Annotated in this window: 19 protein-coding genes and 2 pseudogenes; 6 read left to right on the top strand and 15 right to left on the bottom strand. The window is 63.8% G+C overall.

Translation table 11 applies throughout. The features are described from left to right. Positions 1-140 precede the first annotated feature (140 nt). Entirely contained in the window at positions 141-779 is a 639-nt protein-coding gene (locus CYJ10_RS21165; protein WP_101683428.1) for a hypothetical protein, read from the top strand. A 503-nt stretch (positions 780-1,282) separates the two neighbouring features. Here the strand turns inward: CYJ10_RS21165 and CYJ10_RS33845 are convergent. Continuing rightward, positions 1,283-1,663, bottom strand: coding sequence for a hypothetical protein (locus tag CYJ10_RS33845; RefSeq protein WP_146002085.1), 381 nt, complete (start codon positions 1,661-1,663; stop codon positions 1,283-1,285). A 513-nt stretch (positions 1,664-2,176) separates the two neighbouring features. Further along, on the bottom strand, positions 2,177-2,623 hold the full coding sequence (locus CYJ10_RS21170) for a carboxymuconolactone decarboxylase family protein (protein WP_092295395.1): 447 nt from the start codon (positions 2,621-2,623) through the stop codon (positions 2,177-2,179). A 154-nt stretch (positions 2,624-2,777) separates the two neighbouring features. Here CYJ10_RS21170 and pdxR point away from each other — a divergent pair, with 154 nt between their 5' ends. The 3 genes and pseudogenes from pdxR to CYJ10_RS21185 all read left to right on the top strand — a co-directional run bounded on the left by pdxR (position 2,778) and on the right by CYJ10_RS21185 (position 6,041). Then, positions 2,778-4,253 (top strand): MocR-like pyridoxine biosynthesis transcription factor PdxR, encoded by a 1,476-nt coding sequence (gene pdxR, locus CYJ10_RS21175; RefSeq protein WP_101683429.1) that lies wholly within the window; start codon positions 2,778-2,780, stop codon positions 4,251-4,253. A 562-nt stretch (positions 4,254-4,815) separates the two neighbouring features. After that, positions 4,816-5,064: pseudogene (locus CYJ10_RS21180) on the top strand (IS30 family transposase); the annotation flags it as partial. 206 nt (positions 5,065-5,270) lie between these two features. Next, positions 5,271-6,041, top strand: coding sequence for a hypothetical protein (locus tag CYJ10_RS21185; protein WP_101683430.1), 771 nt, complete (start codon positions 5,271-5,273; stop codon positions 6,039-6,041). A 427-nt stretch (positions 6,042-6,468) separates the two neighbouring features. On the opposite strand, the gene CYJ10_RS21190 is transcribed toward CYJ10_RS21185, so the two are convergent. Continuing rightward, positions 6,469-7,389 carry a LysR family transcriptional regulator gene (locus CYJ10_RS21190; RefSeq protein ID WP_101683431.1) on the bottom strand — a complete coding sequence of 307 codons (921 nt, stop codon included), beginning with the start codon at positions 7,387-7,389 and terminating at the stop codon, positions 6,469-6,471. A 100-nt stretch (positions 7,390-7,489) separates the two neighbouring features. Here CYJ10_RS21190 and CYJ10_RS21195 point away from each other — a divergent pair, with 100 nt between their 5' ends. Beyond that, on the top strand, positions 7,490-8,458 hold the full coding sequence (locus CYJ10_RS21195) for a DMT family transporter (RefSeq protein WP_101683432.1): 969 nt from the start codon (positions 7,490-7,492) through the stop codon (positions 8,456-8,458). Here the strand turns inward: CYJ10_RS21195 and CYJ10_RS34875 are convergent. The 6 genes and pseudogenes from CYJ10_RS34875 to atzF all read right to left on the bottom strand — a co-directional run. Next, positions 8,447-8,611, bottom strand: a pseudogene (locus CYJ10_RS34875) (LysR substrate-binding domain-containing protein); the annotation flags it as partial. The gene CYJ10_RS21195 and the pseudogene CYJ10_RS34875 sit on opposite strands and share 12 nt — an antisense overlap. Before the next feature lie 186 nt (positions 8,612-8,797). Next, complete coding sequence (locus tag CYJ10_RS21205) at positions 8,798-9,571, bottom strand: GntR family transcriptional regulator (RefSeq protein WP_101683434.1); 774 nt, start codon at positions 9,569-9,571, stop codon at positions 8,798-8,800. A gap of 115 nt (positions 9,572-9,686) precedes the next feature. Next, on the bottom strand, positions 9,687-10,508 hold the full coding sequence (locus CYJ10_RS21210) for an ABC transporter ATP-binding protein (RefSeq protein ID WP_101683435.1): 822 nt from the start codon (positions 10,506-10,508) through the stop codon (positions 9,687-9,689). Positions 10,509-10,510: 2 nt separating this feature from the next. Then, positions 10,511-11,341: an ABC transporter permease gene (locus CYJ10_RS21215; RefSeq protein WP_101683436.1), complete on the bottom strand. Its 831-nt coding sequence runs from the start codon at positions 11,339-11,341 to the stop codon at positions 10,511-10,513. A gap of 5 nt (positions 11,342-11,346) precedes the next feature. Further along, a complete protein-coding gene (locus CYJ10_RS21220) occupies positions 11,347-12,384 on the bottom strand; it encodes an ABC transporter substrate-binding protein (protein WP_101683437.1) in 1,038 nt (345 codons plus the stop codon). Between the two features lie 78 nt (positions 12,385-12,462). Continuing rightward, on the bottom strand, positions 12,463-14,190 hold the full coding sequence (atzF, locus tag CYJ10_RS21225; protein ID WP_257993441.1) for an allophanate hydrolase: 1,728 nt from the start codon (positions 14,188-14,190) through the stop codon (positions 12,463-12,465). A 392-nt stretch (positions 14,191-14,582) separates the two neighbouring features. Between atzF and CYJ10_RS21230 the strand changes: the two genes are divergently transcribed. Further along, the gene (locus CYJ10_RS21230) at positions 14,583-14,858 is read left to right on the top strand and encodes an IclR family transcriptional regulator domain-containing protein (protein WP_180863008.1); all 276 of its coding nucleotides are present in this window, start codon (positions 14,583-14,585) and stop codon (positions 14,856-14,858) included. A gap of 486 nt (positions 14,859-15,344) precedes the next feature. Here CYJ10_RS21230 and CYJ10_RS21235 read toward each other — a convergent pair whose 3' ends face one another. Genes CYJ10_RS21235 through CYJ10_RS21260 form a run of 6 tightly spaced genes read right to left on the bottom strand, consistent with a single transcriptional unit; the run spans position 15,345 to position 21,806 of the window. After that, positions 15,345-16,634 (bottom strand): aspartate aminotransferase family protein, encoded by a 1,290-nt coding sequence (locus CYJ10_RS21235; RefSeq protein ID WP_101683439.1) that lies wholly within the window; start codon positions 16,632-16,634, stop codon positions 15,345-15,347. 14 nt (positions 16,635-16,648) lie between these two features. Then, on the bottom strand, positions 16,649-17,740 hold the full coding sequence (locus tag CYJ10_RS21240) for a phosphotransferase (protein WP_257993442.1): 1,092 nt from the start codon (positions 17,738-17,740) through the stop codon (positions 16,649-16,651). Further along, positions 17,737-18,765, bottom strand: coding sequence for a histone deacetylase family protein (locus CYJ10_RS21245; RefSeq protein WP_101683440.1), 1,029 nt, complete (start codon positions 18,763-18,765; stop codon positions 17,737-17,739). The genes CYJ10_RS21240 and CYJ10_RS21245 overlap by 4 nt, the downstream gene beginning before the upstream one ends. Then, complete coding sequence (locus CYJ10_RS21250; RefSeq protein ID WP_101683441.1) at positions 18,762-19,493, bottom strand: GntR family transcriptional regulator; 732 nt, start codon at positions 19,491-19,493, stop codon at positions 18,762-18,764. Before CYJ10_RS21250 ends, CYJ10_RS21245 begins: the two co-directional genes overlap by 4 nt. Further along, positions 19,486-20,409, bottom strand: a complete 924-nt coding sequence (locus CYJ10_RS21255; RefSeq protein ID WP_101683442.1) for a DMT family transporter — start codon at positions 20,407-20,409, stop codon at positions 19,486-19,488. Before CYJ10_RS21255 ends, CYJ10_RS21250 begins: the two co-directional genes overlap by 8 nt. Further along, entirely contained in the window at positions 20,406-21,806 is a 1,401-nt protein-coding gene (locus tag CYJ10_RS21260; protein ID WP_101683443.1) for an aspartate aminotransferase family protein, read from the bottom strand. Before CYJ10_RS21260 ends, CYJ10_RS21255 begins: the two co-directional genes overlap by 4 nt. Positions 21,807-21,820: the final 14 nt, after the last annotated feature.

Genomic DNA, 21,820 nt, shown 5'->3' on the forward strand with positions numbered 1-21,820 from the left:
CCGGCTGCCGCGTGTGCGGCCACCGCGCTTTGCCACAGTCTCCAAAGTAGTCCCCGCTAGATTTTGATGGGAACTACTCTGGATAGGTTCGCCTCTCGTGTCCACACGGCCATCAGCGGACGGTTACGATTAATCGTGCAATGATCGAAATGAAAGACAGGATGAAACCAATAACTCATTCGGTGAAAACGACCATAATTCTCGCACTTCTTGTCGCTTTTTCTGGGGCGACGTTCGCACAAGAAGCCTTGCGCACGTGGGAAGTCGGCGGAACGGACGCCGATGGAGCATCTCGGGTAGCGAGCATTGTCGAGAACCGGTTCAAGAAGATTAAGCCAAGCTTTTTTGATTCAGTGAGTGCACAGGTAAAGGGAAATTTAGTTTCGATTAAGTTCTCCGGATGGCACCCTACCTCCAATCAAGTGGAGACACTCACACAGACAAAGGGCAAGCTTTACGTCGCCCTTGCCTCGACGCCTGATAAGCCGCTGATCACCGAACGGGATATTGAGCAGTCACAACCCTTGGCGACTTCAGAGGTGGCAATTCGCCTGACTGATTCCGCGGCGCAACGTGTGGCGACGCTTACGGCCAACGCGGTAGGAGACGCGGTGATCGTGCAATGGGACGGCCGAGTCATCGGACGGCTGCGTATCTCATCGGCGCCGCTGCGGCGTGACATCGCTTTTTCTACCCCAGCAGGACAAAGTGCCCAGCTTATGAGCGCAATTCTGTCCACTGGCGCCCTCCCCGAGGGTGTTTCACTCAAGGCTCGATGACGTAGCTGACAACCCGAGCGAGACACCTGTCGCGCAAGCTCATGTGCAGATAGTGCGAAGACAGAGACCGGCCATAACGAGAGATCCGGCAGTTATAGGCCAACCGGCGTCCGTCGCACAACATTGACGACGGAGTATGGCAATTTCACGACTCCGGCTCATCCACCGTCCCCGAGCTAGGGCTTGCGTTAGCGGTTTAGGAGAGATCGCTCCCGTCGATCACACAATCCTCTTACTGGCGAATATGCCACCGGGATGGCATGCTTAGCGGTCGTCCCCGGAAAAGGCTTTGATCATTGGGCACCAAGGGTGATGACCAGGCAAACACCCCTTGACGTTGCGACGAGGCCGACGGCGCCCAAGGAAAGCATTTGTTCCAGGTGCGGGAAAAACATACGCGCTTGGACAGGGCGAAGTCCGGCCCGGTGCGGATGGGCCCGTCACTCATGCGGAAAACTGCGGCCGCGGAGCCAGACTATCAGGATGGAGTTTGTCTGCAGTGGTTACTTCCCAGATTCGTTTGGCTGCTTCTGCACCGGTGGGAACGCGCCCCAAGCCGCACGAAAATTGAGAATTGCCACTGCGAGAACGAAAATGCCAGCTAGCGCTAAGACGGGCTCAAACGTCCCTTGTGGATTACCTCCTCCCAGCACAGACACGAGTACTACTAGAATGCCTGTAAGGCCCAAGATGGCATTGGCTGCTGCGGCGATTCCGCCAAAAGTTCGACTCTGCTTCTTCAACGCCAGCCAAGCGGCGCCCGACGGTATAAACAGTAAGAGATGCGTGGTGGGAACGCTATGAGTTTGCCGTGCAAAGGAGAAGATCAGCCATCCTCCGATCACACACAAAATAGCATTTGCAATCGACAAAGTGCGATTCATGTCAGGCCCGTTTATTGTTTTGTATGGCCATTGTACGGCTTGTTCGAATGATTTCAACCCGCCGGAAGCCCTGCCAGGTACGGAACTACATGGGAACGTCCGCTTCTTGGAGCCGCAAAGGACCGCGTTGGGTCGGAAGTCGCCGCTGGCGCCGGCGAGCCCCGTCCCAGCTAGCCCGGCGGCCGAGTCCGGCCAGTAACCGTCATTGCCCATCGCTGAACGAATGGCTGCTTTGGCACAGGCAGCAGTCGAGACTTGATTCCTTGCTGGCTTGATTTCCATTAGCGCGACTCTGCAGCTTCCAAACCACTTACTTGCACCAGATTCCCGCTCAATTAGCCCGATTTTTCTCCGAAGATCTGGCTCTCATTCGGAGCATCGGCTGATACCGGAAACGGAAAATGGCTGAATGCCCTTCGAGCACCCCTCGGTCGATAAAGGAGTGTTGAAGGATCAGTGTTCAACTGTGTGGGCTACCCGACTGAATGCATGAGGGCGGTCTGCGTTCCCGCATTACGCCGCTGCCGCAACTGGAAGCCGAAACGGGGCGCCGAGACGATTGAATGCGTTCATGGCGGCAATCGTAATAGTGAGATCAACGAGGTCCTTGGGCGAAAATGCTGCCGAGGCGGCCGCATAGGCTTCGTCTGAGGCATGCGTCTCACTGACGCGCGTCACTTCCTCCGCCCAGGCCAACGCGGCCCGCTCTTGCTCGGCGAATAGGTGCGGTACTTCATCCCACACCGGAACCAGCGTGATCTTGTCGACCGACATGGTCTTTCTGAGATCGCGGCTATGCATGTCAATGCAATGCGCGCATCCGTTGATCTGGGAGACGCGGAGGAACACGAGGTGGACAAGCTCCTCGGGGAGATCCGTCTTCTTCGTGACATAGTGGTGGATACCAAAAAGCGCCTTCGCGCCGTCAGGCGCTATCTCTTGCCAATTCAAGCGGGTCATCTCGGTCCTTTTCTGTTGGTGATGGGGTCTAGCGTCGCGGTCCGCGCGCCCGAGCCGCCTATCGACTTGGGCCGCGATTCATGTCATAACGCAAAGTTACTCCGCCAGGCATTGAAGATACAGGCCCAAAAAGTGGAGAAACGACTGGCCCAAAATGAATCACCCGAATTCGCCCGCCGTGCTGTCCGTTCTGGTGGACCGCGCCACCGCCGTGCCGATCGGCGACCAGATCCATGCGAGCCTGCGACAGGCGATCGTCGAGGGTCGGCTCCTACCTGGACAGCGTCTTCCTTCAGGCCGGGACCTCGCTGCGCAGCTTGGCGTCGCCCGCGGCACCATCCGTGTCGCCTACGACCGTCTGATCGCCGAGAATCTGGTGTTCGGCGCGGGCTCCGCGGGCACACACGTATGCGCGCGGCTACCTGTCGGGCGAGCCGGCGGCGAAGCCGCACTCGATGGGCCTCTGGCGGATTTCACCCGCCCGTTCTCGAGCGTCCCGCTTCCGTTCCAAATGGGCGTACCTGCCCACGACGCGTTTCCCGCCAAGCTCTGGGCCCGCATGCGGACGCGTGCCGTACGCGCCGATGCCTTCGCTTACACGGCCTATGCTGATCCGCGCGGCGAGCCTGCCCTGCGAGCCCAGATCGCGAGCCACCTGGCCGTAAGCAGGCAGATGCAATGTCATCCGGATCAAATCATCGTTACCAGTGGATACCGGCAGGGTCTGATGCTGGCACTGACCGCCCTGCGCGCGCACGGCCGCAAGGCGTGGCTCGAGGAGCCCGGGTATCCGCTCGGAAGGCGAGCACTGGAAGTGACCGGAGCCGAGGTCGTACCCGTACCCATTGATGCCGAGGGGCTGCGCGTCGAAGCCGGCGTCGCCAGCGCGCCAGACGCTTTGCTGGCGCTGGTCACGCCCGGCCAGCATGCACCGCTGGGCGTCACGATGTCGCCGGCACGCAGGCGCGCGCTGCTCGAATGGGCGGCGACAAGGGGGGCCTGGATCATCGAAGACGACTATCTCGGAGAACTACAGCTCGACGGCCGGGCCGCACCGGCGCTTGCCGCCGGCGAGGGCGCCGAGCGTGTCGTTCATATCGGCGCGTTCAGCAAAACGATCAGCCCGGCGCTGGGCCTCGGTTTCGTCGTTGCCCCGCGCGCAGTGGCGGAGCGTCTGGTGGAGGTCTGCGCCGTGTTGGCCCCGGCGCCGAACCGGACCACCCAATTGGCGGTGACGGAGTTTCTGCGGGATGGGCACTACCTGCGGCATTTACGCCAGATGAAGGCACTCTATGGCGAACGGCGCCGCCTGACGCTGGCGCATGTCAGCGAGTTTCTGCCGGGCACGCTGATGGCGGGTCTGGGTGTGATCGCACCGCTGCCACAAACCGCCGACGACCGCGTGGTTGTCGGCATTGCCCGCGCACGCGGCCTCGCACCTTCGGCACTCTCCGCATGGTACCTTCGCCGCAATCACGCGCAAGGCGGCTTACTACTCAGTGCGACAAACCTGCGCCCTGACAACATCGAGGCCGTGTGCGCGACGCTTGCGGGTATCGTTGCTTCATCGAGTCGTAGCCCACATGAGTCCAATGGTCGCGAAGGCGGCGTCGGAGCGTCCACTTTCTAGAGATATCGACGACGGCTAAGGGTCGGAACCGAGGATCCGTAGCTGCGGCGGGCCTGGCGACCGCGGAACTTCCGCGTTCGGCCATGAAGCGACATAGGGTGATTCGATCCGGACCGCTACCGACGTTGTCGGCCGCTCGCCAAATCGCCCGCGAATTGGCGCGTGCTTTATTTGCAAATGGACCCAACCGGCGACTTTCATATGCAAGCTAGCGTCATCCGTGATCACTGGCTCTTCCAAGCTAAGCGACTGGGCTACTCTCGTACACCGCCGCTTCCCTCGCTTTCCAGCCAAGATCGGCCGGATGCGCGATCAAGTCCATAAGAGATAGCAACGACTACGCTCAGTGCGAGAGCTCTCTTTTCTACCTCATGTTGAGGCCGTAGCTGCAAAAAATCGCAATCGATCGGGATGCTCTCGAAGGACGATTGGGAGGCCATCTCTCTGGACACGTGAAGAAGGACCCGTAACTCGTACGGCATCGAGAGTCCGAAGTTAGACTGTGGATTCAACCGGTCGATGCAACACACTAGACGCTGCATGAGCAGTGGAGGTGTTGCAAATGAAACAGAGGCGCCGGATCTACTACACCGAGACTCAGAAGGCACTAATGTGGGAGCGGTGGCGGAAAGGTGACACGCTTCACCAGATCGCCCGGCTGTTTGATCGGTACCATTCATCTGTGCAACGGATTCTGGCGGATTCCGGCGGCATCCAGCCAGCATCCCGGCACCGCTCCAGGCTAGCCTTGACGCTCGCCGAACGAGAGGAGATATCTCGGCCAGTCTGCGATCGCAGTTCGGTCGCGACTTCGTCATTGGCATTGCCGATAAAATGACCGGCGCGTCTGAGGACCTGTTCTTTGTCGAATCTGAGACACCAGACTTAGACCGCTTGCTTAGCTTATTGGCCGCCCCCAGGCTCTACCATTGAGAAAGATGAATCGGGGATGCAGTATCTTGTACGTCGGCTGTCGTCGTTGATAGCCTTCCGACGTCGCCCCTTACACAGGCAACCATGAAAACCCGCACATTCGAATCCTTGGGCCGATACCACGATAGCTGGGCGACTATTATTCTCTGCGCGCCAGATAGGTTCCCCGAATACGACTGGGACACTCCTGCACGTAGTCAAGCACAGCGCTTAGAAGAAGCGTTCGCAGATTTGCAAGCAGGAGCACATTTCGCGGAGAAGAAGATCAAAACGCCCCGACTTATCGGCGTCTTTCGTGAGCTGCTGAAGATGTCGCATGAGGCCTATCTTAACGGCGATGGCAAACGGGGAGCGCACTTATTGCAGGAAGCCGAAGGGCTGGTTTGGCGAAGTCGCGCGTCGCGATTGAAGCACGTTGTCGAGGCCGAGCGACGAGCGTTCGGCGAAGTTGTTCTATTCAAAGACGTTGTTGTCTCGCCCTACCCGTATGAAGGCAGCGAGACGGATCTTGGCGAGATCCAACGCAAGCTCTGGCTCCACGCGACTGCACAGATGGATGCGATACAGACCGACGAGGTTAGCATCACTCAAACGTGGGTGGCGGATGCCGACGGTGCGGTTCACGTCATAAAGGGACGCTCGAGAAAGGCGATTCTTCAGACTGTCAGGGACGGCGCTAAGCATTTGCAGGGCTACGCGACGGCAAGCTTGATTGGACCAGACCTGCTGTGTGTGGACGTTGAAGAGCACGGAAAGCCGCGGGCTTCAGTGACACGATTGACCAGAATCGGCGAGGACCCCGTTCCACGATTCCATCTCGACGAGCCTGAGATCTTCACGCAGGAGAAAGCCTAGTCGTGCCGTGAAGGTTTGGCACGCATTGTCTAACCTCTCGCATCATCCGATCGGACATTTGGAAAATCTCCGCCTCTGGCACTTGCGAAGGATCGCGTGGCTTTGGGACTCGCCTCGGGTCTGGCAACGACAAGCTCTTACTCGGGTAGGCTGCGAGGACACTCTACGTGGCAACGTCCGCTTCGGAGAAACGTGAAGGGCTCCAATGGGTCGGTCAGAGACAGTCGCGGCTGCCGGGCAGCTCCGGCCTCCTCATTTCTCTTCACTAGCTAGTAGCTAACAGATACCCTTGAAGACGGGAGGCGCCCGCCAGCCGCGGCCGCCGCCACCGCCCGACGGCATTCCCGTCAAGAAGTCCCCGCTCCCGCACAAAACGCACGCTCGCGCCGACATTTCAAAATAGCCCGCCCGACATTTGATGTCGGCCCTAGACATGTGCGGCAAGAGAGGCAATTAGGTGATCGATCATGACGCGCACCCGCGCTGGCAGGAAGCGGTTGGGCGGATACAGCAGCCAGACCGGCCCCATGTACGCCCGTGCTTCGAATTCCCAGTCTGCCAGCACCTGGACCAGGTGGCCGTGCTGCAAGCCATCCGCGACGGCGAATTCGGGCAAGGCGGCGATGCCGATCGCCTGTGCGGCGGCGTCCAGGCGGGCGCCGACGTCATTGGCGAGGTAACGGCCTCGGACTTGCACCGTCTGGCTCGCGCTGCTGCGGCGGAAGGTCCAGCGGTTGTCGTCGACGGTTTCACCGAGGTACAGGCACTCGTGGCGTGTCAGGTCGTGCGGCGTGGCGGGTGTGCCGTGGGCGGCCAGATAGGCCGGTGAGGCGCATAGCAGCCAGCGCGCGTTGCCCAGCGAGCGCGCCGCCAGACCTAACGGTGGTGAACGGGTCAGGCGGATCACGATATCGACGTCGTCGCGTAACGGATCGACCTCGCGGTCGGTAAAGATCAGTTGCACGTCGATTTCCGGCCATTCGCGCAGGAATCCGGCGATCAGAGGGTGGATGACCGCCTGCGCATAGCCGATCGGCGCGCTGATGCTCACTCTTCCCTGCGGCGCGCTCATCAATTGGCCGGCGACATCCACCGCGCCGGACGCCGCGCCCACCATGTCGCGGCAATGGCGATAGACCTGCGCGCCTGCATCGGTCAGCCGCACGCTGCGGGTCGAACGTTCCAGCAGGCGCGTGCCCAGTGCTTCTTCCAGCCGCTTGATTTGCCGGCTGATCGTCGATGGCGTGCTGCCGAGCTGGCGAGCGGCCGCGGAGAAATTGCCGGCGTCGACGACGCGGGAAAACGTGGCCATGTCTGGCAACAAGGCGAACAGCTCGGTCTGGTTCATCTGTGCATTTACGACATAAAAGCTGTGCAGATGGACCCGATTATAGTTTTCAGCGCAATACCCGACAATCTGGCGTGTTCAACGCCAATACGCTCCAGCCATGTCCAACCGTCTGCTGTGGATTTCCGACCTGATGCTGCTGGCCGTGGCCGTCGTATGGGGGACGAGTTACGGCGTCGCCAAAATCGCGCTCGCGTTCTACCCGGTGCTCGGCCTGCTCGCGCTGCGATTCGGCATCACGTTTCTCGTGCTGTCGCCGTCGTTGTTCACCTTGCGCGGGATGAAGGCGTCCACGCTGGTGGGCGCGCTGGGCTCCAGCGTGCTGCTGCTCGGCATCCTGATGGCCGAAACGTTCGGGGTATCGATGACGCACGCCTCGAATGCCGCGTTCCTCATCAGCCTGTGCGTCGCGCTGACGCCGTTGGTGGAATGGGCGCTGCTGCGCCGGCGGCCCCTGCCCGTGGAATGGCTGGCCGTGGCGCTGTCGCTGGCCGGTGCCGCGCTGGTCAGCGGTGGCGTGTCGACGCCCACCCTGGGCGATGCGCTGATGCTGCTGGCTGCCCTGCTCCGCGCGTTGATGATGTGCGTGACCAAACGTGTGATGCGCGATGCCACGCTGGCACCGCTCACCGCCACGGCGATCCAGTCTGGCATGGTGGCCCTCGGCAGCATCGTCGTCGCGGTGGTGTTCATGCCCGCCCAGTGGCAGCCGCTGCCCGCGCTCGCCGGGCATGGCGCATTCTGGACCAGCATCGGCTACCTCGTGCTGGCCTGCACTCTATTTGCCTTCTTCGCGCAGAACTTTGCGGTCAAGTGCAGCAGCCCGACGCGCGTAGCGTTGCTGATGGGCGGCGAGCCCGCTTTCGGTGCGCTGTTCGCTTACGCGTGGCTCGGCGAGCAGCTATCGGCGTGGGCATGGCTCGGTGGCGGCCTGATGGTATTGGCCTCATTGCTCGCCACGGTGCCCGGGTTCCAGCCGCGCATTCGCGCCCGGCCCGACCATCTCGATGCACACCCGCACGTCGCCCCGAATGAAATGGTCTCCGCGCAGGCTGAAGTGCGCCTTTGACGGCGGAAACACGTCGCCCGTGTCGATGATCGCGAGATCGGTATCGCGCGCGGGATCCACGGTCACACGCTGGACGATGGCCACGCCGAGGCCCGTCGCCACGTAGGCCTTGATCACTTTGACGTCGGCTGCGCGCACCACCACGCGAGGCACAACAGCGCGCGGATGAAATGCTCGAGCGCCTTCATGCGTACGCTGCCACAGTGCGTTGGCCGTGCCGTGCTGCCGGCGCCTTCCTTGTCGGTGATCGGGAGTATCGTCGGATGCGCGCGTCAATGTGTAAAGGCCCGGAAGTTCCGCAGCGACGCTGCCCGCCAGGCGATCCGGCGCGATCCGGGCTCAGTCCTGGCCGCCTACGGCCTCCTGCGCCTGGCGGGCCTGGTTGCGCGCCAGGTAGACCTCGTGGAGGGTGATTTTGCGCACCTCGAGCTGGCTGGCGCCGATATGCGCGCGCAGCATGCGGCAGGCCTCGTCGCCGCGCTTGGCGAGAATGGCTTGGAGGATCTTGCCGTGCTCATCGTAAGTGGCGGCAATGCGTGCGGGCTTGGTGAAATCGAGCCGGCGGATGATGCGGATGCGCTCGCTGACCTCGCGGTGCACGTGCGCCATCTCCGCATTGCCGGCCGCGCTGACCAGTGTGCAGTGAAATGCTTCGTCCAGCGCGCCCACCTGCGCCATGTCCTGCAGCCGGTCTTCCGGCGCCACCAGCCAGATCGCGGCCAGCGCGTCTAGGCTGGCGCGGTCGGTATCAGCGCTGCCTGCGCAGATGCGCGCCACAGCCTCGGTCTCCAGCACCATACGCAGATCGTAGAGCTCCTCGAACTTGCGGAAGTCGAACGGCAGCACGCGCCAGCCGCTGCGGAACAGCACCTCGACGATGCCTTCCTGCTTCATCCGGAACAGTGCCTGTCGCACCGGCGTGCGCGACACGCCGAGCCGTTCGCAGACTTCGTTTTCGGTGAAGCGGTCGCCGGGCACCAGCCGGAATTCGGCGATGTCGGCCTTGAGCATGGTATAGACGCTCTCCGCGCGAGAGCGGGGCGGCCCGCCGAATTCGGTGGTATTGGGCGCGGCCGGTGCGTCGGGGTGGAGGTTGGCAGAGGGGGGCGTCATGTGCGGGTTCGCTGAGGCATGCTGCTGTGCCAATGGTGGCACAGACGGCGTCCGGCGGCTATGGGGTGCCGGCCGGACGCCGGTCACGGGCTTAGCGACGGACTTAGCGACGGACTTAGCGACGGACTTCACGCTGGAAGATTTCAAGGCTCTGCTTCTTGGCAGCCACGAAGCTGGCTTGCGACAGCGTGTCCACGGTGCGTGGCCGCGCGTCGTCGTATTTGAGGATCTCAGCCACGCGCGTAGGCCGCTTGGTCAGCAGCAGGATCTCGTCGGCCAGGTAGACGGCCTCCTCGAGATCGTGCGACACCAGCAGCATGGTGGTGTGCGTCTGCATGAATACTTCCTGCAGCTTTTCGCGGATGAACAGCGTCATCTCGAAATCGAGCGCCGAGAACGGCTCGTCGAGGAACAGCACCTCGGGTCCCGGGGCCAGCGCGCGCATGATCGACGCGGTCTGCTGCTGTCCGCCCGACAGTTCGTACGGATAGCGGTTCAGGTCGAACTTGACGTCGAACGACGCCACCAGCTCGGCCATGCGCCGGTCCACCTCGGCCTTGCTACGGCCTTCGAGCAGCAGCGGATAGGCGATGTTGTCGATCGTACGCATCCACGGGAACAGTGCCTCGCGGTAGTTCTGGAACACATAGCCAATCTTGGTGTCCTTGAGCGCCTTGCCGTCGAACAGAATCTCGCCACGGTCGACGGGAATCAGTCCGGCGATCATGTTGATCAGCGTGCTTTTTCCGCAACCGTTGGGGCCGAAGACCGACACGATCTTGTTCTTCGGGATGTCGAGGTCAAAGTTCTCGTACAGCGGCCAGCCCGCGAAGTACTTGGTCAGGCCGCGAATGGTGATGTGGGTGCCCGCCGGGCCCGGGCGGAACGGCGGCACCGGCACTTCGACGTGGACGGGGGCGTTGATGACGGTGCTCATGATTACCTTCCACTCCAGTGAACAATGCGGCGTTCCAGCATCAGGAACACGATGTTGAGGACATAGCCGAGCGCGCCAGCGGACAGGATGGCCGCATACATGGTGCGCACGTTCAGCACCTGCTGCGCGTCGATGATGGCGTGGCCCAGGCCGTTCTCGGAACCGATGAACATCTCGGCCACGATCACGATGACCAGCGCCATCGACACCGCCGAACGCAGGCCGACGAAGGTCGGCTGCAGGCTTTCCCAAATCAGCACGTCCTTGAAGATGCGCCAGCGCGAGGCGCCCATCACCTTGGCCGCCATCACACGCTGCTTGCGCGCGTTGATGACGCCGTAGGCGCTGTTGAACACCACGATCAGCAGCGCGCCGAATGCCGCAATGGCGACCTTGTTGAAGTCGGATACGCCGAAGATCAGAAGGAACAACGGGATCAGCGCCGACGATGGAGTGGAGCGGAAGAAGTCGATCAGGAATTCCACGCTGCGGTATGCGCGCTCGTTGCTGCCGAGCAGCACGCCCAGCGGCACGCCGACTACGGCGGCGAACGCGAATGCCTGCAGCGTGCGGCCCACGGTGACCAGGAAGTCGGTCAGCAGCGCGCCGCCGGCCAGCCCCGCGACCAGCGCCGCCAGGGTATCGGCCGGACTGGGCAGCAGGATGGCTTTGATTAGCCCGAAACGCACCACCAGGTCCCAGATGACGAACAGGACTAGCGGGCCGATCACGGGCAGGAAGCGTTCGGCGCGGGGCTTGACGGGCGCGGCGTCGGCGGAGGCAGGCGGCGCCCAGGGCGCCGCGGCCGAGGTCTTGGTGGCGATTTCGCTCATGATGCTCAGCCCTTGTAGATCAGCGATGCGACGTCGACCTTCTTCGAGTAGATGCCTTTCTCGGTGAACAGGTCGTAGAACTTCTGAAAGTAGGCGATATCGGTCGACTTGAACTGGTCGTAGAACATGTAATCGGCCATCGGCACCTCGGCGGTCAGCGCGCCTTCGATGGCGGTGTAGCCGGTCAGGTACTTGCGCGCCTCGGTTGGGTTCTTTTGCACCAGTTCCACGCCGCGCCGGTACGCCGCCATGTAGCGCTTGGCCACGTCCGGGTTCTTCTTGATGAATTCGCTGGTGAGGCTGGCGGCGCCGCCGTGCCACGGGGCCATGGGATCGCCCAGCACGTACTTGGCGATGACGCCGACTTCCAGCGCGCGCGTGGTGCCGTTGATGCGACCCACGGTGCCGGTCGGTTCCAGCGTGTAGACGCCGTCGATCTGGCCGGCGGCGAGCGCAGCCACGTGCTGGCCAATCGGCAGTTCGGTCACGGTCATCTTGCCGGCGCCCGCGCGTTCCAGCACGGTCTTGGCCAGCAGCACGTTCTGCACGCCCGGGCCGCTGGCCACGCGTTTGCCCTTGAGGTCGGCGATGGTCTTGATGGGGCTGTCCTTGGCCACCAGGAACTCGTCGAGCACGAATTTGGCGTTGGTCGGATTGGTGCAAAAGATCTTGAACAGGCCCGGCTGTGCGATTTCGCCGATGCCGAGCACGCCCGATGCCGTGCCGTTGGCGCTACCGTCGGAGCGGCCTGCCAGCATGGCTTCCATCACCTGTTGTGCGCTCGCGAACTTCTGCACTTCCACGTCCAGCCCAGCTTCCTTGAAATAGCCTTTCTCGACGGCCGCGTAGAACGGCAGGCCCGAGGCCACCGGCCAGAAGCCGACACGGATCTTGGGGCCGCTGCCCTGGGCGCGGACGATGGCGGGCGCGGCAAGCACGGACAGGCCGGCGGCGCCGGCCTTGAGGATCTGGCGGCGCGTGGCGGAGGCAGGTGCAGCGGTGGCGTGGTGGACAGGGGCGGCGGATTGCGGGTGCTTGGGCATGACGGTACCTGGTTTGAGAGAGTGTGTGAGGGGCGAAAGAGTTGTCGGCAATGCGCGGCGGCGCGGGGGTTCGTGCGACTAGGCGGCGGCAAGCGACTGCACGTAGGCACGCCAGCCACCGTGCGCAGTCACGTCGGTGGCGCCGGCCAGCGCGTGGCCTTCGCAGACGAAGCCGTGCTCCCAGCTACCATCGGCCAGTTCCACGCTGCCCAGCGCGAGCGGCTGCGGCACCAGCGCAAGGAAGCTGCCGACGGCGTGCAGCGGCACCTGCCACACCTCCACGGCGATGGCGGCGCCGTCGCCGCCGGCGGCCACACGTTCCAGGCCTGGCTTGGGCGGCGTGGTGCCAGGCAGTGCGTGGAGGCGATAGCGCGGCGCGGTCGTGGTGGTGAGCGCCAGGCGTGCCCCGCGTTCGGCGAGTTGCGTGTTGAGCGGCATCCCGGACAGATGCGCGCCTACTACGACCAGCGGCAGGTGCGTGGCCGCCGACGGCTCCAGCGCGGCTACCGGTACCGGCGCCGGCAGCGGCTCGCCGGTGACGCCCTGGGCGAGGCCGGTGGCGTGGTGGAAGCGCTGGCCCAGGTCGGCCAATTGCCAGTCGCTGCCCGCGCGGCCGATCAGCGTGATGCCGAAAGGCAGGCCGTCGGGGCGGATGCTGGCCGGCACGGACAAGGCCGCGTAGTCGAGCAGGTTGACGAAATTGGTGTACTGGCCGAGTTCGCGGTTCCGCGCCACGGGTTCGGCGAGCATGTCGTCAATCGTGCAATGTGTGGGGGCGGTCGGCACGCAGAGCACGTCGATCTGTTCCCACATGGCGCCGGCCTGCTGCGCAAGCGCCTGCAACCGGTGTTGGGCCGTGTAGAGGTCGGCGGCGGCGTAGCCCGTACCGGCACGCAGGATGGAACGCACGGGTTCGATCACGGCGTCTGCCTGTTTGTCGAAGAACGCGCGCACCGCTTCGTAGCGTTCGGCTACCAGCGCGCTCTCATACAGCAGCGAGGCGGCTTCAGCGAGAGGGGCATAGTCGATCGGCACCGCGCGGCCACCCTGGGCTTCGAGATCGGCCACGGCGTCGGCGAACGCCTGCGCGGCGAGCGTGTCGCCGAAGAATTCGGGTTGGGCTGGCACGCCGAAGCGGAACGTGGCGGGCAACGGCTCGGTCACCATGCGCAGCCGGCGCGAGTACGGGTCCTGCGGGTCGAAGCCAGCAGCGTTTTCCAGCACCTTGACCGCGGTGGCGACCGTGCGCGCGAGAATGGACACGCAGTCCACGCTCTGCGCGGCGGGCAGCACGCCGAACGCCGAGATCAGTCCCTTGCTCGGCTTGAGCCCCACGATGTTGTTCAGGCCGGCCGGCACCCGTCCCGAGCCGGCGGTATCGGTGCCGAGGGCGAAATCGACTTCGCCGGTGGCGACGGCATAGGCCGAACCGGAGCTTGACCCACCGCTCACGTAGCGCGCGTCGAAGGCATTTGGCACGGCGCCGTACGGCGACCGGCTGCCGTTCAGCCCGCAGGCGAACTGGTCAAGATTGGTCTTGCCCTGCAGCGCGGCGCCGGCCTGGAGCAGACGCGTGATGACGGTGGCGTGGCGCGTTGGCGTGTAGGCGAATTCGGCACAGGCTGCTGTGGTCGGCACGTCGGCCACATCGATGTTGTCCTTGGCCGCAAACGTCAGGCCGGCGAGCGGGCCCGGCGCCTGCGTGGCTGGCGCCCGCAGCGGCGCGGCGAAACGGGTGATCCAAGCATTGGCGGGATCGGCAGTGTGCGCGTCCGTCGCGGAGGCAGCATGAGGCTTGGTCATCATGGGGTTTTGGCTTTGGGTCCTGAAGAAAATCCCTTCTTGGATCCAAGATGAGCAAGCGCTGTGCCAGCAGATGGCGGTAAGCCCGAAAACTGCTGGAATCCGTTGTGGGGCCTGCGTTGGCGGCCGGTGGAGGGGTTATGGCGAGAGAATGCCTCGGGCAAGTGACACGGGCGAGCGGCGGCCCAATCCCGGGGCGGTGAGCGCGATAACGGTGCAGGACTGGCGGCGCGGGACGCCTCAGATCCGGGAACAGTGGGGGCGCGGCGACGCCCGATCCAAAGCGGAGCTACGACGATTGCGACCAACGTTGCGTAACGACGCGCCGACTCGAATTTGATATCCCTTTGTCGAGAAGCCGCAATCCTCGTTGCTGCTGGTTGGGATCCCCGCCCGTGACGCAGCCTGAGCAAATTCAGGCTCGCCTGGTCGCCATTCGCGAGCGCGGATACGCGTTTACAGAGGAGGAATACCTGCTCGGTGACTATTCTGTTGCGGCTGCTGTGGTCGATCGCAGTGGCGTCGCGCATGCAGCTATAAACATTGCTGTGACCAAGCCGCGCTGGCAAGGTGCGAACGATGAGCGGCGCTTTGCTGACCTGGTCATTGCCGCTGCCGCAGCAATATCGGGACAGCAGACGTCGCTGGTGGCGTTACGCCAGGAGGGGTGATCCAGGGGTTGTCGTGACGTGGTTCTCGCATCTCGTTCTATGGCGACGAGCTGATCCAGTAGCGCTTTCGGGCCAAGAAGTGGCCATTGACATCTTGTTCTTCCGATGGCCCTTTGTGGCCGGGAAGAGCCCGATTGTCTTGGCAGCCGAAGACCCGGGCGGCGACGGGCTGTAGCCGACCCAAAGCGGAAGTCGCCAGCCTTGAAAAGCGGACGGTTAGGAATACCCGAATTTTCCCGAAACCAACTGCCCTAACTCGGACACAGTGCGTGTCCTTTCTGTCTCGATGTCACCGATCTTGACTTGAAAGTGCTCTTCGAGGGCGAGGGACAATCTCGACGTTAGCTATTGAACAAATGTCCCCGAAGAAACTGAGGTTCTGCGTGAGGTCATCTTCTGCTCACCTGTCCACGCGACAGCGATGTCGGCCCGATGCCAGGGCTGCAGTGACTCGAACCGACTGCCAGCGAGACTGCCACCCGTATATCAAGCGGTGATCGGGGTGGCCTGCAGCGCTGTGCGAAGCGTATCGGCCAACAGATCCGCCTGCGCCTCGCTGAAGACCATCGGCGGGCGGATCTTGAGAATGTTGGCATGTGGGCCGGTGGCGTTCAGCAGCACGCCTTGGCGCCGCATGGTGTTGACAACGCGCTGCGCAAGCGCCGTGGCCGGCGTCTTCCGCGTATCGTCCACCAGCTCGACACCCACGAACAGGCCCGCACCACGCACGTCGCCAATGCGCGCGTCACGCGCGGCAAGATGCCGCAGACGCGTGCGTAGATGCTCGCCCACCTTACGAACGTTGGCGCCGAGCTGCTCCCGTTCGATGACGTCGAGCACGGCCATGCCAGCCGCTACAGATACCGGGTTGCCTCCGAACGTGTTGAAGTAGCGGCATTGGCGTGCAAACGGCGCCAGCACATCGGGGCGTACGGCAAGCCCGGCCAGTGGATGTCCGTTACCCATGGGCTTGCCCATGGTCACGATGTCGGGCACTAAGCCGTGCCGCTGGAACCCCCAGAACGCTTCGCCGGTACGACCCAGCCCGGGCTGGACCTCGTCGGCAATGAACAGGCCGCCTGCCGCGCGTACGGCATCCACGGCATCGCGCAGGAACCCGGGTGGATCGGTGTAGATGCCGTCGCTGGAGAACACGGTGTCGACTAGCAAGGCCGCCGGGCGCATGCCGTGTGCACGCAAATCGTCGATCGCCGCACGCACGCCGTCTGCGAATACCACGCCGAGCTGCTCGGGCGGCACGCGATAGCTGTCGGGCGCCGGCACGGTACGCACATGCTGGCCGAGCGTGATGTACTGACCCAGCGACGGCGATGCCACGGCAATGGATTCTGTCACGCCATGATAGGCAAAGCGCGTCACGATGAGCCCGTCATTCCCGGTGCATGCGCGTGCAATGCGCATGGCTAGGTCATTGGCCTCGCTGCCGGTGCAGGTGAACATGGCGTGCCCGAGATCGGCGGGCATCGTGGTCAGCAGTCGCTCGGCGTAGTCGAGCACGGCCCCATGCAGGTAGCGCGTATGCGTATTGAGGGCTGCAGCCTGGCGCGCAATGGCCTCCACCACGTGGGGATGGCAATGACCTACGGCGGCCACGTTGTTGTAGGCGTCCAGATAGCGGCGCCCGTCGGCGTCATGCAGCCACGCCCCTTCACCGCGTACGATATGCAGCGGTTCTTCGTAGAAAAGCCGATAGGCTGGGCCAAGCAGCCGCGCTCGACGCGCTTGCAGGGTCTCGTTGCGGGAATCGTTGGACATGCCGGGGACCTCGTTCAGGCGCGCAGGCGCGCGAATAGCACCGCAATGGCGCGTTGGCGATCAATGGCATCGCAGGCGGCCAGCCGTGCCCACGAGATGGCGTTGTTGCGCAGCAGGTAGTCGGCATTGGCCGGTTCGCGCGCCGCGCGCCAGCCGCTGATGGCCACCACCATCAGCAGACGCGCCTGTATCAGGTCGAACAGCAGTTCCACTTCCTGCCGCTCCAGTGGCAACACCGCGTGATAGGCGGCCACAAAGCGCGATAGTGCATCAAGCGTGTCGCCCTCGGCATCAACCTGATAGGCTGCTGCCACGGCAAGGTCGTTGACCAGAGGCGCGTGCACCATGTCGCCAAAATCGAGAATGCCTGCGATGCGATCGTGGTCGTGCGCGTCAACCAGCAGGTTGAAGATGTTGAAGTCGTTGTGAACGGGCTGCGTGCGCAAGGCATGCAGCCGGGGCTTCACATGTTTGACGAATCGGTCCAGTGCTCGCTGCGCCAGCGCGTGCCGCGCGGGATCGGCGATGCTGTCCAGCAGCGGGGCGATACTGTCGGCACGCTGGATGTCCCACGGCAATTCCAGTGCGCCGGCCGGATGATGGAAATCGCGCAGAGCGAGATCCAGCCGGGCCAACATGGTCGCCAACGCCGTGGCCTGCGCGGGAGAGCGTCGGGCCTTAGGCAGCGGCTCGCCTTCCAGATAGCTGAACAGACGCGTCACTCGCATGCTGCCATCGGGCGCCCGGACCCGCACCGAAGCCTCGCCCTCGGTCGTGGGCAGGATACGCTGCACCGGCAGGCTGGGGTCGCTTCGCGCGATATGCAGTAGCGCTTGCGTCTGGAAGTCCGCCACGAGGGGGGCCTCGGCCGGGTGGGAAATCTTGAGCATGTAACGCGGTTGCGCCGCACCGCCGGTCAGCGCCAGCAGGAAGTTGCGGTCGCGTTCGCCTGTCAGTGCGCGCAAATCGCCTGATATGCCCCAATGACGCGCCAGCAACGCGTGTGCCCATTCCAGCGGCGCGGCGGGCGACGTTGCGTTCAGCACCGCCGACGCCGGGACTTTTACGTGACCGCGCTCCGCAGGCGCCATGATGGCCGCACTCATGCCGCGCTCACGAAGCCGCGCAGCGCGCTGGACAAGTTTGGACCGAGATCCTCGGACAGATACCCGCCTTCCTGCACGAGGACGGTGGGAAGTCCCAGCCGGGCGATGGCGGCGGTAATGCGCGCAAAGCCCGGTGTGGTGACCGCCAGTGCCTGATACGGGTCGCGTTCATGGGCGTCCAGCCCGAGCGCGACGACCAGTGCGCCGGGCGCGTAGGCGCGCAACGTCTCCATCACGCGCGCCAGCGCAGCCAGGTAGGCTTCATCGCCCGTGCCCTTGGCTAGCGGCACATTGATGTTGTAGCCCAGCCCTTCGCCATCGCCGCGCTCGTGCGCGTGCCCGGTGAAGAAAGGCGTAAACAGATGCGGATCCCCGTGCAGCGAAATGGTCAGCACGTCGCTACGGCGGTAGAAGATGCCTTGGGTGCCGTTGCCGTGGTGCATGTCGATATCGAGAATCGCCACGCGGTCATGCGCGCGTCGCAAGTGCTGTGCCGCAATGGCGCTGTTGTTCAGGTAACAGAAGCCATTGGCACGATCCACGTAGGCATGATGGCCGGGTGGGCGGCACAATGCGTACGCGGCACGTTCGCCGCCCAACACCAGTTCGGCAGCATGCACGGCCGAGTTCGCGGCGCCTACCGCTGCCCGCCACGTGTGCGGGCCAATCGAGCACGCAGCGTCGCCCATGTGATAGCCGGCCTGGCCCACCACGCTATCGGGATAGGTGCATGGCTGGCCCGGGAAGGGATGAATGTTGGGCAGCACCTCCTCGGAAGCATCGGGTAGCAACTGCCAGCGGTCGTAGACGGTTTCTAGGAAGCGCAGGTACTCGGGCGTGTGTATGGCCGCGCGGGGCCCGGGGCCGTGGTCATCGGGGGCGATGACGTCGTAGCCATCCGCTCGCACGGCGGCTAGCAGTCGCTCGGCGCGTTCGGGCTGCTCGTTGCTGCGCTTCATGCGGCCGCGGACGATGAATGCGCGGGGGTCGTGATCGATGTGCTCGTTGCTGTAGACGACTTTCACAGGGCAGACTCCATGGTGGGCGCCTGAGTGGCACCATGCTTGGTCATGAAAACATTCCGGACGTGCTTCCAGCCGTCCTCGATATGAAAGCGCAGGGCCGCGGTGGCGGCATCGGCGTCCCGGGTGCGCAGCGCCAAGGCGATGGGCCGGTGCGTTTCGGCCACCGCGCGCGGATCGTGATAGACGCTGTCGATCACCGCCACGACCATGCGGATCTCCGTCAGCATCTGGGAGAACACCCGGTGCAGGTACGCGTTGCCGGACAGCTCGCAGATGGCCGTATGAAACGCGAGATCGCGCGCCACGCGCTCGATCTGCGGAAGCGATTCGGCATCGCGCACCATGTCGTCGACCATCGCGATCAGCTGGTCCAGGCCCGCGTCGGAGGCCTGCTTGCAGGCCAGCGACGCGGCCATCAGCTCCATGTTCAGTCGCACCTGGAACAGATCGTCGATTTCCCGGACCGTTACGGTGCGCACGGCGAAGCCGTGGCGTGGCTTTGCCACCAGCACGCCCTGACGTTCCAGGCGTCGTGCGGCCTCACGCACGGGTGCGCGGCTTACGTTCATACGCCGCGCAATGTCAGCCTCGACGATACGGCTGCCCGGTGGCAGGCGGCCTTCGATAATCGCTTGTGTCAGCTGCGCTTCGACGGCGGCAACCAGGTCGACGGCTTCGATCGACGCAAACGGGGAACCGGAAGACGTGGCGTTGGAAAGGCTAGACATGAGATTTCCTCGAAAGGGATGCCGGCTGCCTGTGCAGGGCCAGGTAGCCACCGGAGAGCATGATCATGCCGATGCCGGCCAGGGCGACGCCATCGGGCGGCCTGTGGAACACAAAAGTGCTGATCAGCACCGCCAGCAGCAGCTGGAAATAGTTTAGTGGCGCCAGCGTGGATGCGGTGACACGCCGGAATGCGGCCAGCAGCAACAGTTGCGCCACTCCGCTGCAAGCGCCGCCCGCCAATATCAGCAGGAGCGTGGGCCACGGTGGCAGGGTTTGCGGCAGCATCAGCAACGCGGGAATGCCCGTCAGCAACAGACACACCAGTGCCGTCCAGGCGTACATCACCGCGCCTGAGACCTTGCCCGCCAGCTGGCGCGTCAGCAACTGGAACAAGGCGTAGCAGACCGCCGAGATCACCATCAGCACGGTGCCCACCAACGGCAGGTTGCCGCCAGGCCGCACGATCAGCAGCATGCCGGCAAAGCCGGCCAGCACCGCGCACCACTGTGTGCGCCCCACGGCTTCACCGAGCAGCGCTGGTGATAATGCCACCATCATCAGCGGCGCCGTGAAGTAGATCGCGGTGGCCTCGGCCAGCGGCATGGTCACCAGCGCCGCCATGAAGCATGTTGCCACGATGCCGAGCGCCAGTCCGCGAACCAGCAGCCGCCCCTTGCATGGCGTGCGCCATATGCGAAGCTTGCCGGCCTGCAGCAGCCATAGCATGGCGATGGCGCTGACGCTGATATAGCGTGTCAGGTTCATCAGCGGAGCGGGCACCTCCTGCAGCATCCATTTGCAGAACGCGTCGTAGCATGCAAAGCACATCAGCGCGCAGAAGAATAGCGCCACGCCCTGCCGGCGCGTGTTGACGGCATGCGTGAGTCCGATGGCGGAAGCCGGCGACTGGCTCATGCATTTATCTCACGCGTGAAGTCGGCCATGGCGCGGTCGAACCGTTCGAACAGATCATCGATCTGGGATGGCGTGATGATCAGGGGAGGGCAGAACGCCAGTGTGTCGCCCATCGCACGCACGATCAGGCCGTGCTGTTGCGCGAGCTGCGCCACACGCGGCCCCGCCTTGAGGGTCGGGTCGAACGACTGGCGCGCGGCCGGGTCGCGCGCCAGTTCCACGGCACCCAGCAGCCCTACGCCACGCACTTCGCCTACATAGCGATGACCGGCAAACGCGCGCAGCCGTTGCTGGAAATGCGGCGCGACGGCCTGCACGTGCGCCAGTATCCGCTCGTCGTCATACACGCGCAGTGTTTCCAACGCCACGGCAGCGGTCACCGGATGCCCCGAGTACGTGAAGCCATGGCCGAATGTCCCGATCTTGCCGCTGTTGATAGCGATGGCCGCGTGGATCTTCTCCGAGACCATCACTGCGGAGATCGGCATGTAACCCGACGAGAGCGCCTTCGCCGTGGTCAGGATGTCCGGCTGCATGCCGAATGTCGTGGAGCCGAACATCTCGCCCGTACGGCAGAAGCCACAGATCACTTCATCGGCGATCAGCAGCACATCGTGCCGTCGCAGCACCGCCTGAATCTCCTCGAAGTAGCCTTCGGGCGGCACGATGACGCCGCCAGCGCCCATGACCGGCTCCGCGATGAACGCCGCGACGGTCTCGGGGCCCTCGGACACGATCTGCGCTTCGAGCTCGCGCGCCAGGCGGCGCGAATAATCGCGCTCGCTTTCCCCGGGCTGCGCACCGCGATAGTAATGCGGGCACGCGGTGCGCAGGATGCGGTCGATCGGCAGATCGAAGTCCCGATGGTTGCTGGGCAGGCCGCTCAGGCTGGCGGCGGCCACCGTCACACCGTGGTAGGCATTGCCGCGGGCGATGATCTTTTTCTTGAGCGGCTGGCCGATGGCATTGTGGTAATACCAGACCAGCTTCACGGCGGTGTCGTTGGCTTCGGAGCCGGAGTTGGCGAAGAACACCTTCGACATTGGCACCGGTGCCAGCGACAGCAGTTTCTCCGCCAGGCGGATAACATTGGGGTTCGAGCGGTGATTGAACGTGTGGTAGTAAGGCAGTTCGCGCAGCGCGGCCACACCGGCCTCGATCACGCGCGCATGACTGAAACCGAGCGATGCGCACCATAGGCCCGACATGGCCTCGACATAGCGGCGGCCCTGGTCATCCTCCACGTGGATGCCGTCGCCCCGCGTGATGACGAGCGGGCCCACATCCGGGTGCGCAGCCAGGTTCGTGAATGGATGCAGATGCGCGGCGATATCCTCGCGGGCCAAGTCGGTGGGCAGGTTGCTGGGTTCGATGTGCGGAGGCAGGGCAGCGTTCATGTTGGGGTGGGGGC

Source organism: Cupriavidus pauculus, assembly GCF_002858765.1.
In the GTDB taxonomy this organism is placed as follows: Bacteria; Pseudomonadota; Gammaproteobacteria; order Burkholderiales; family Burkholderiaceae; genus Cupriavidus; species Cupriavidus pauculus_B.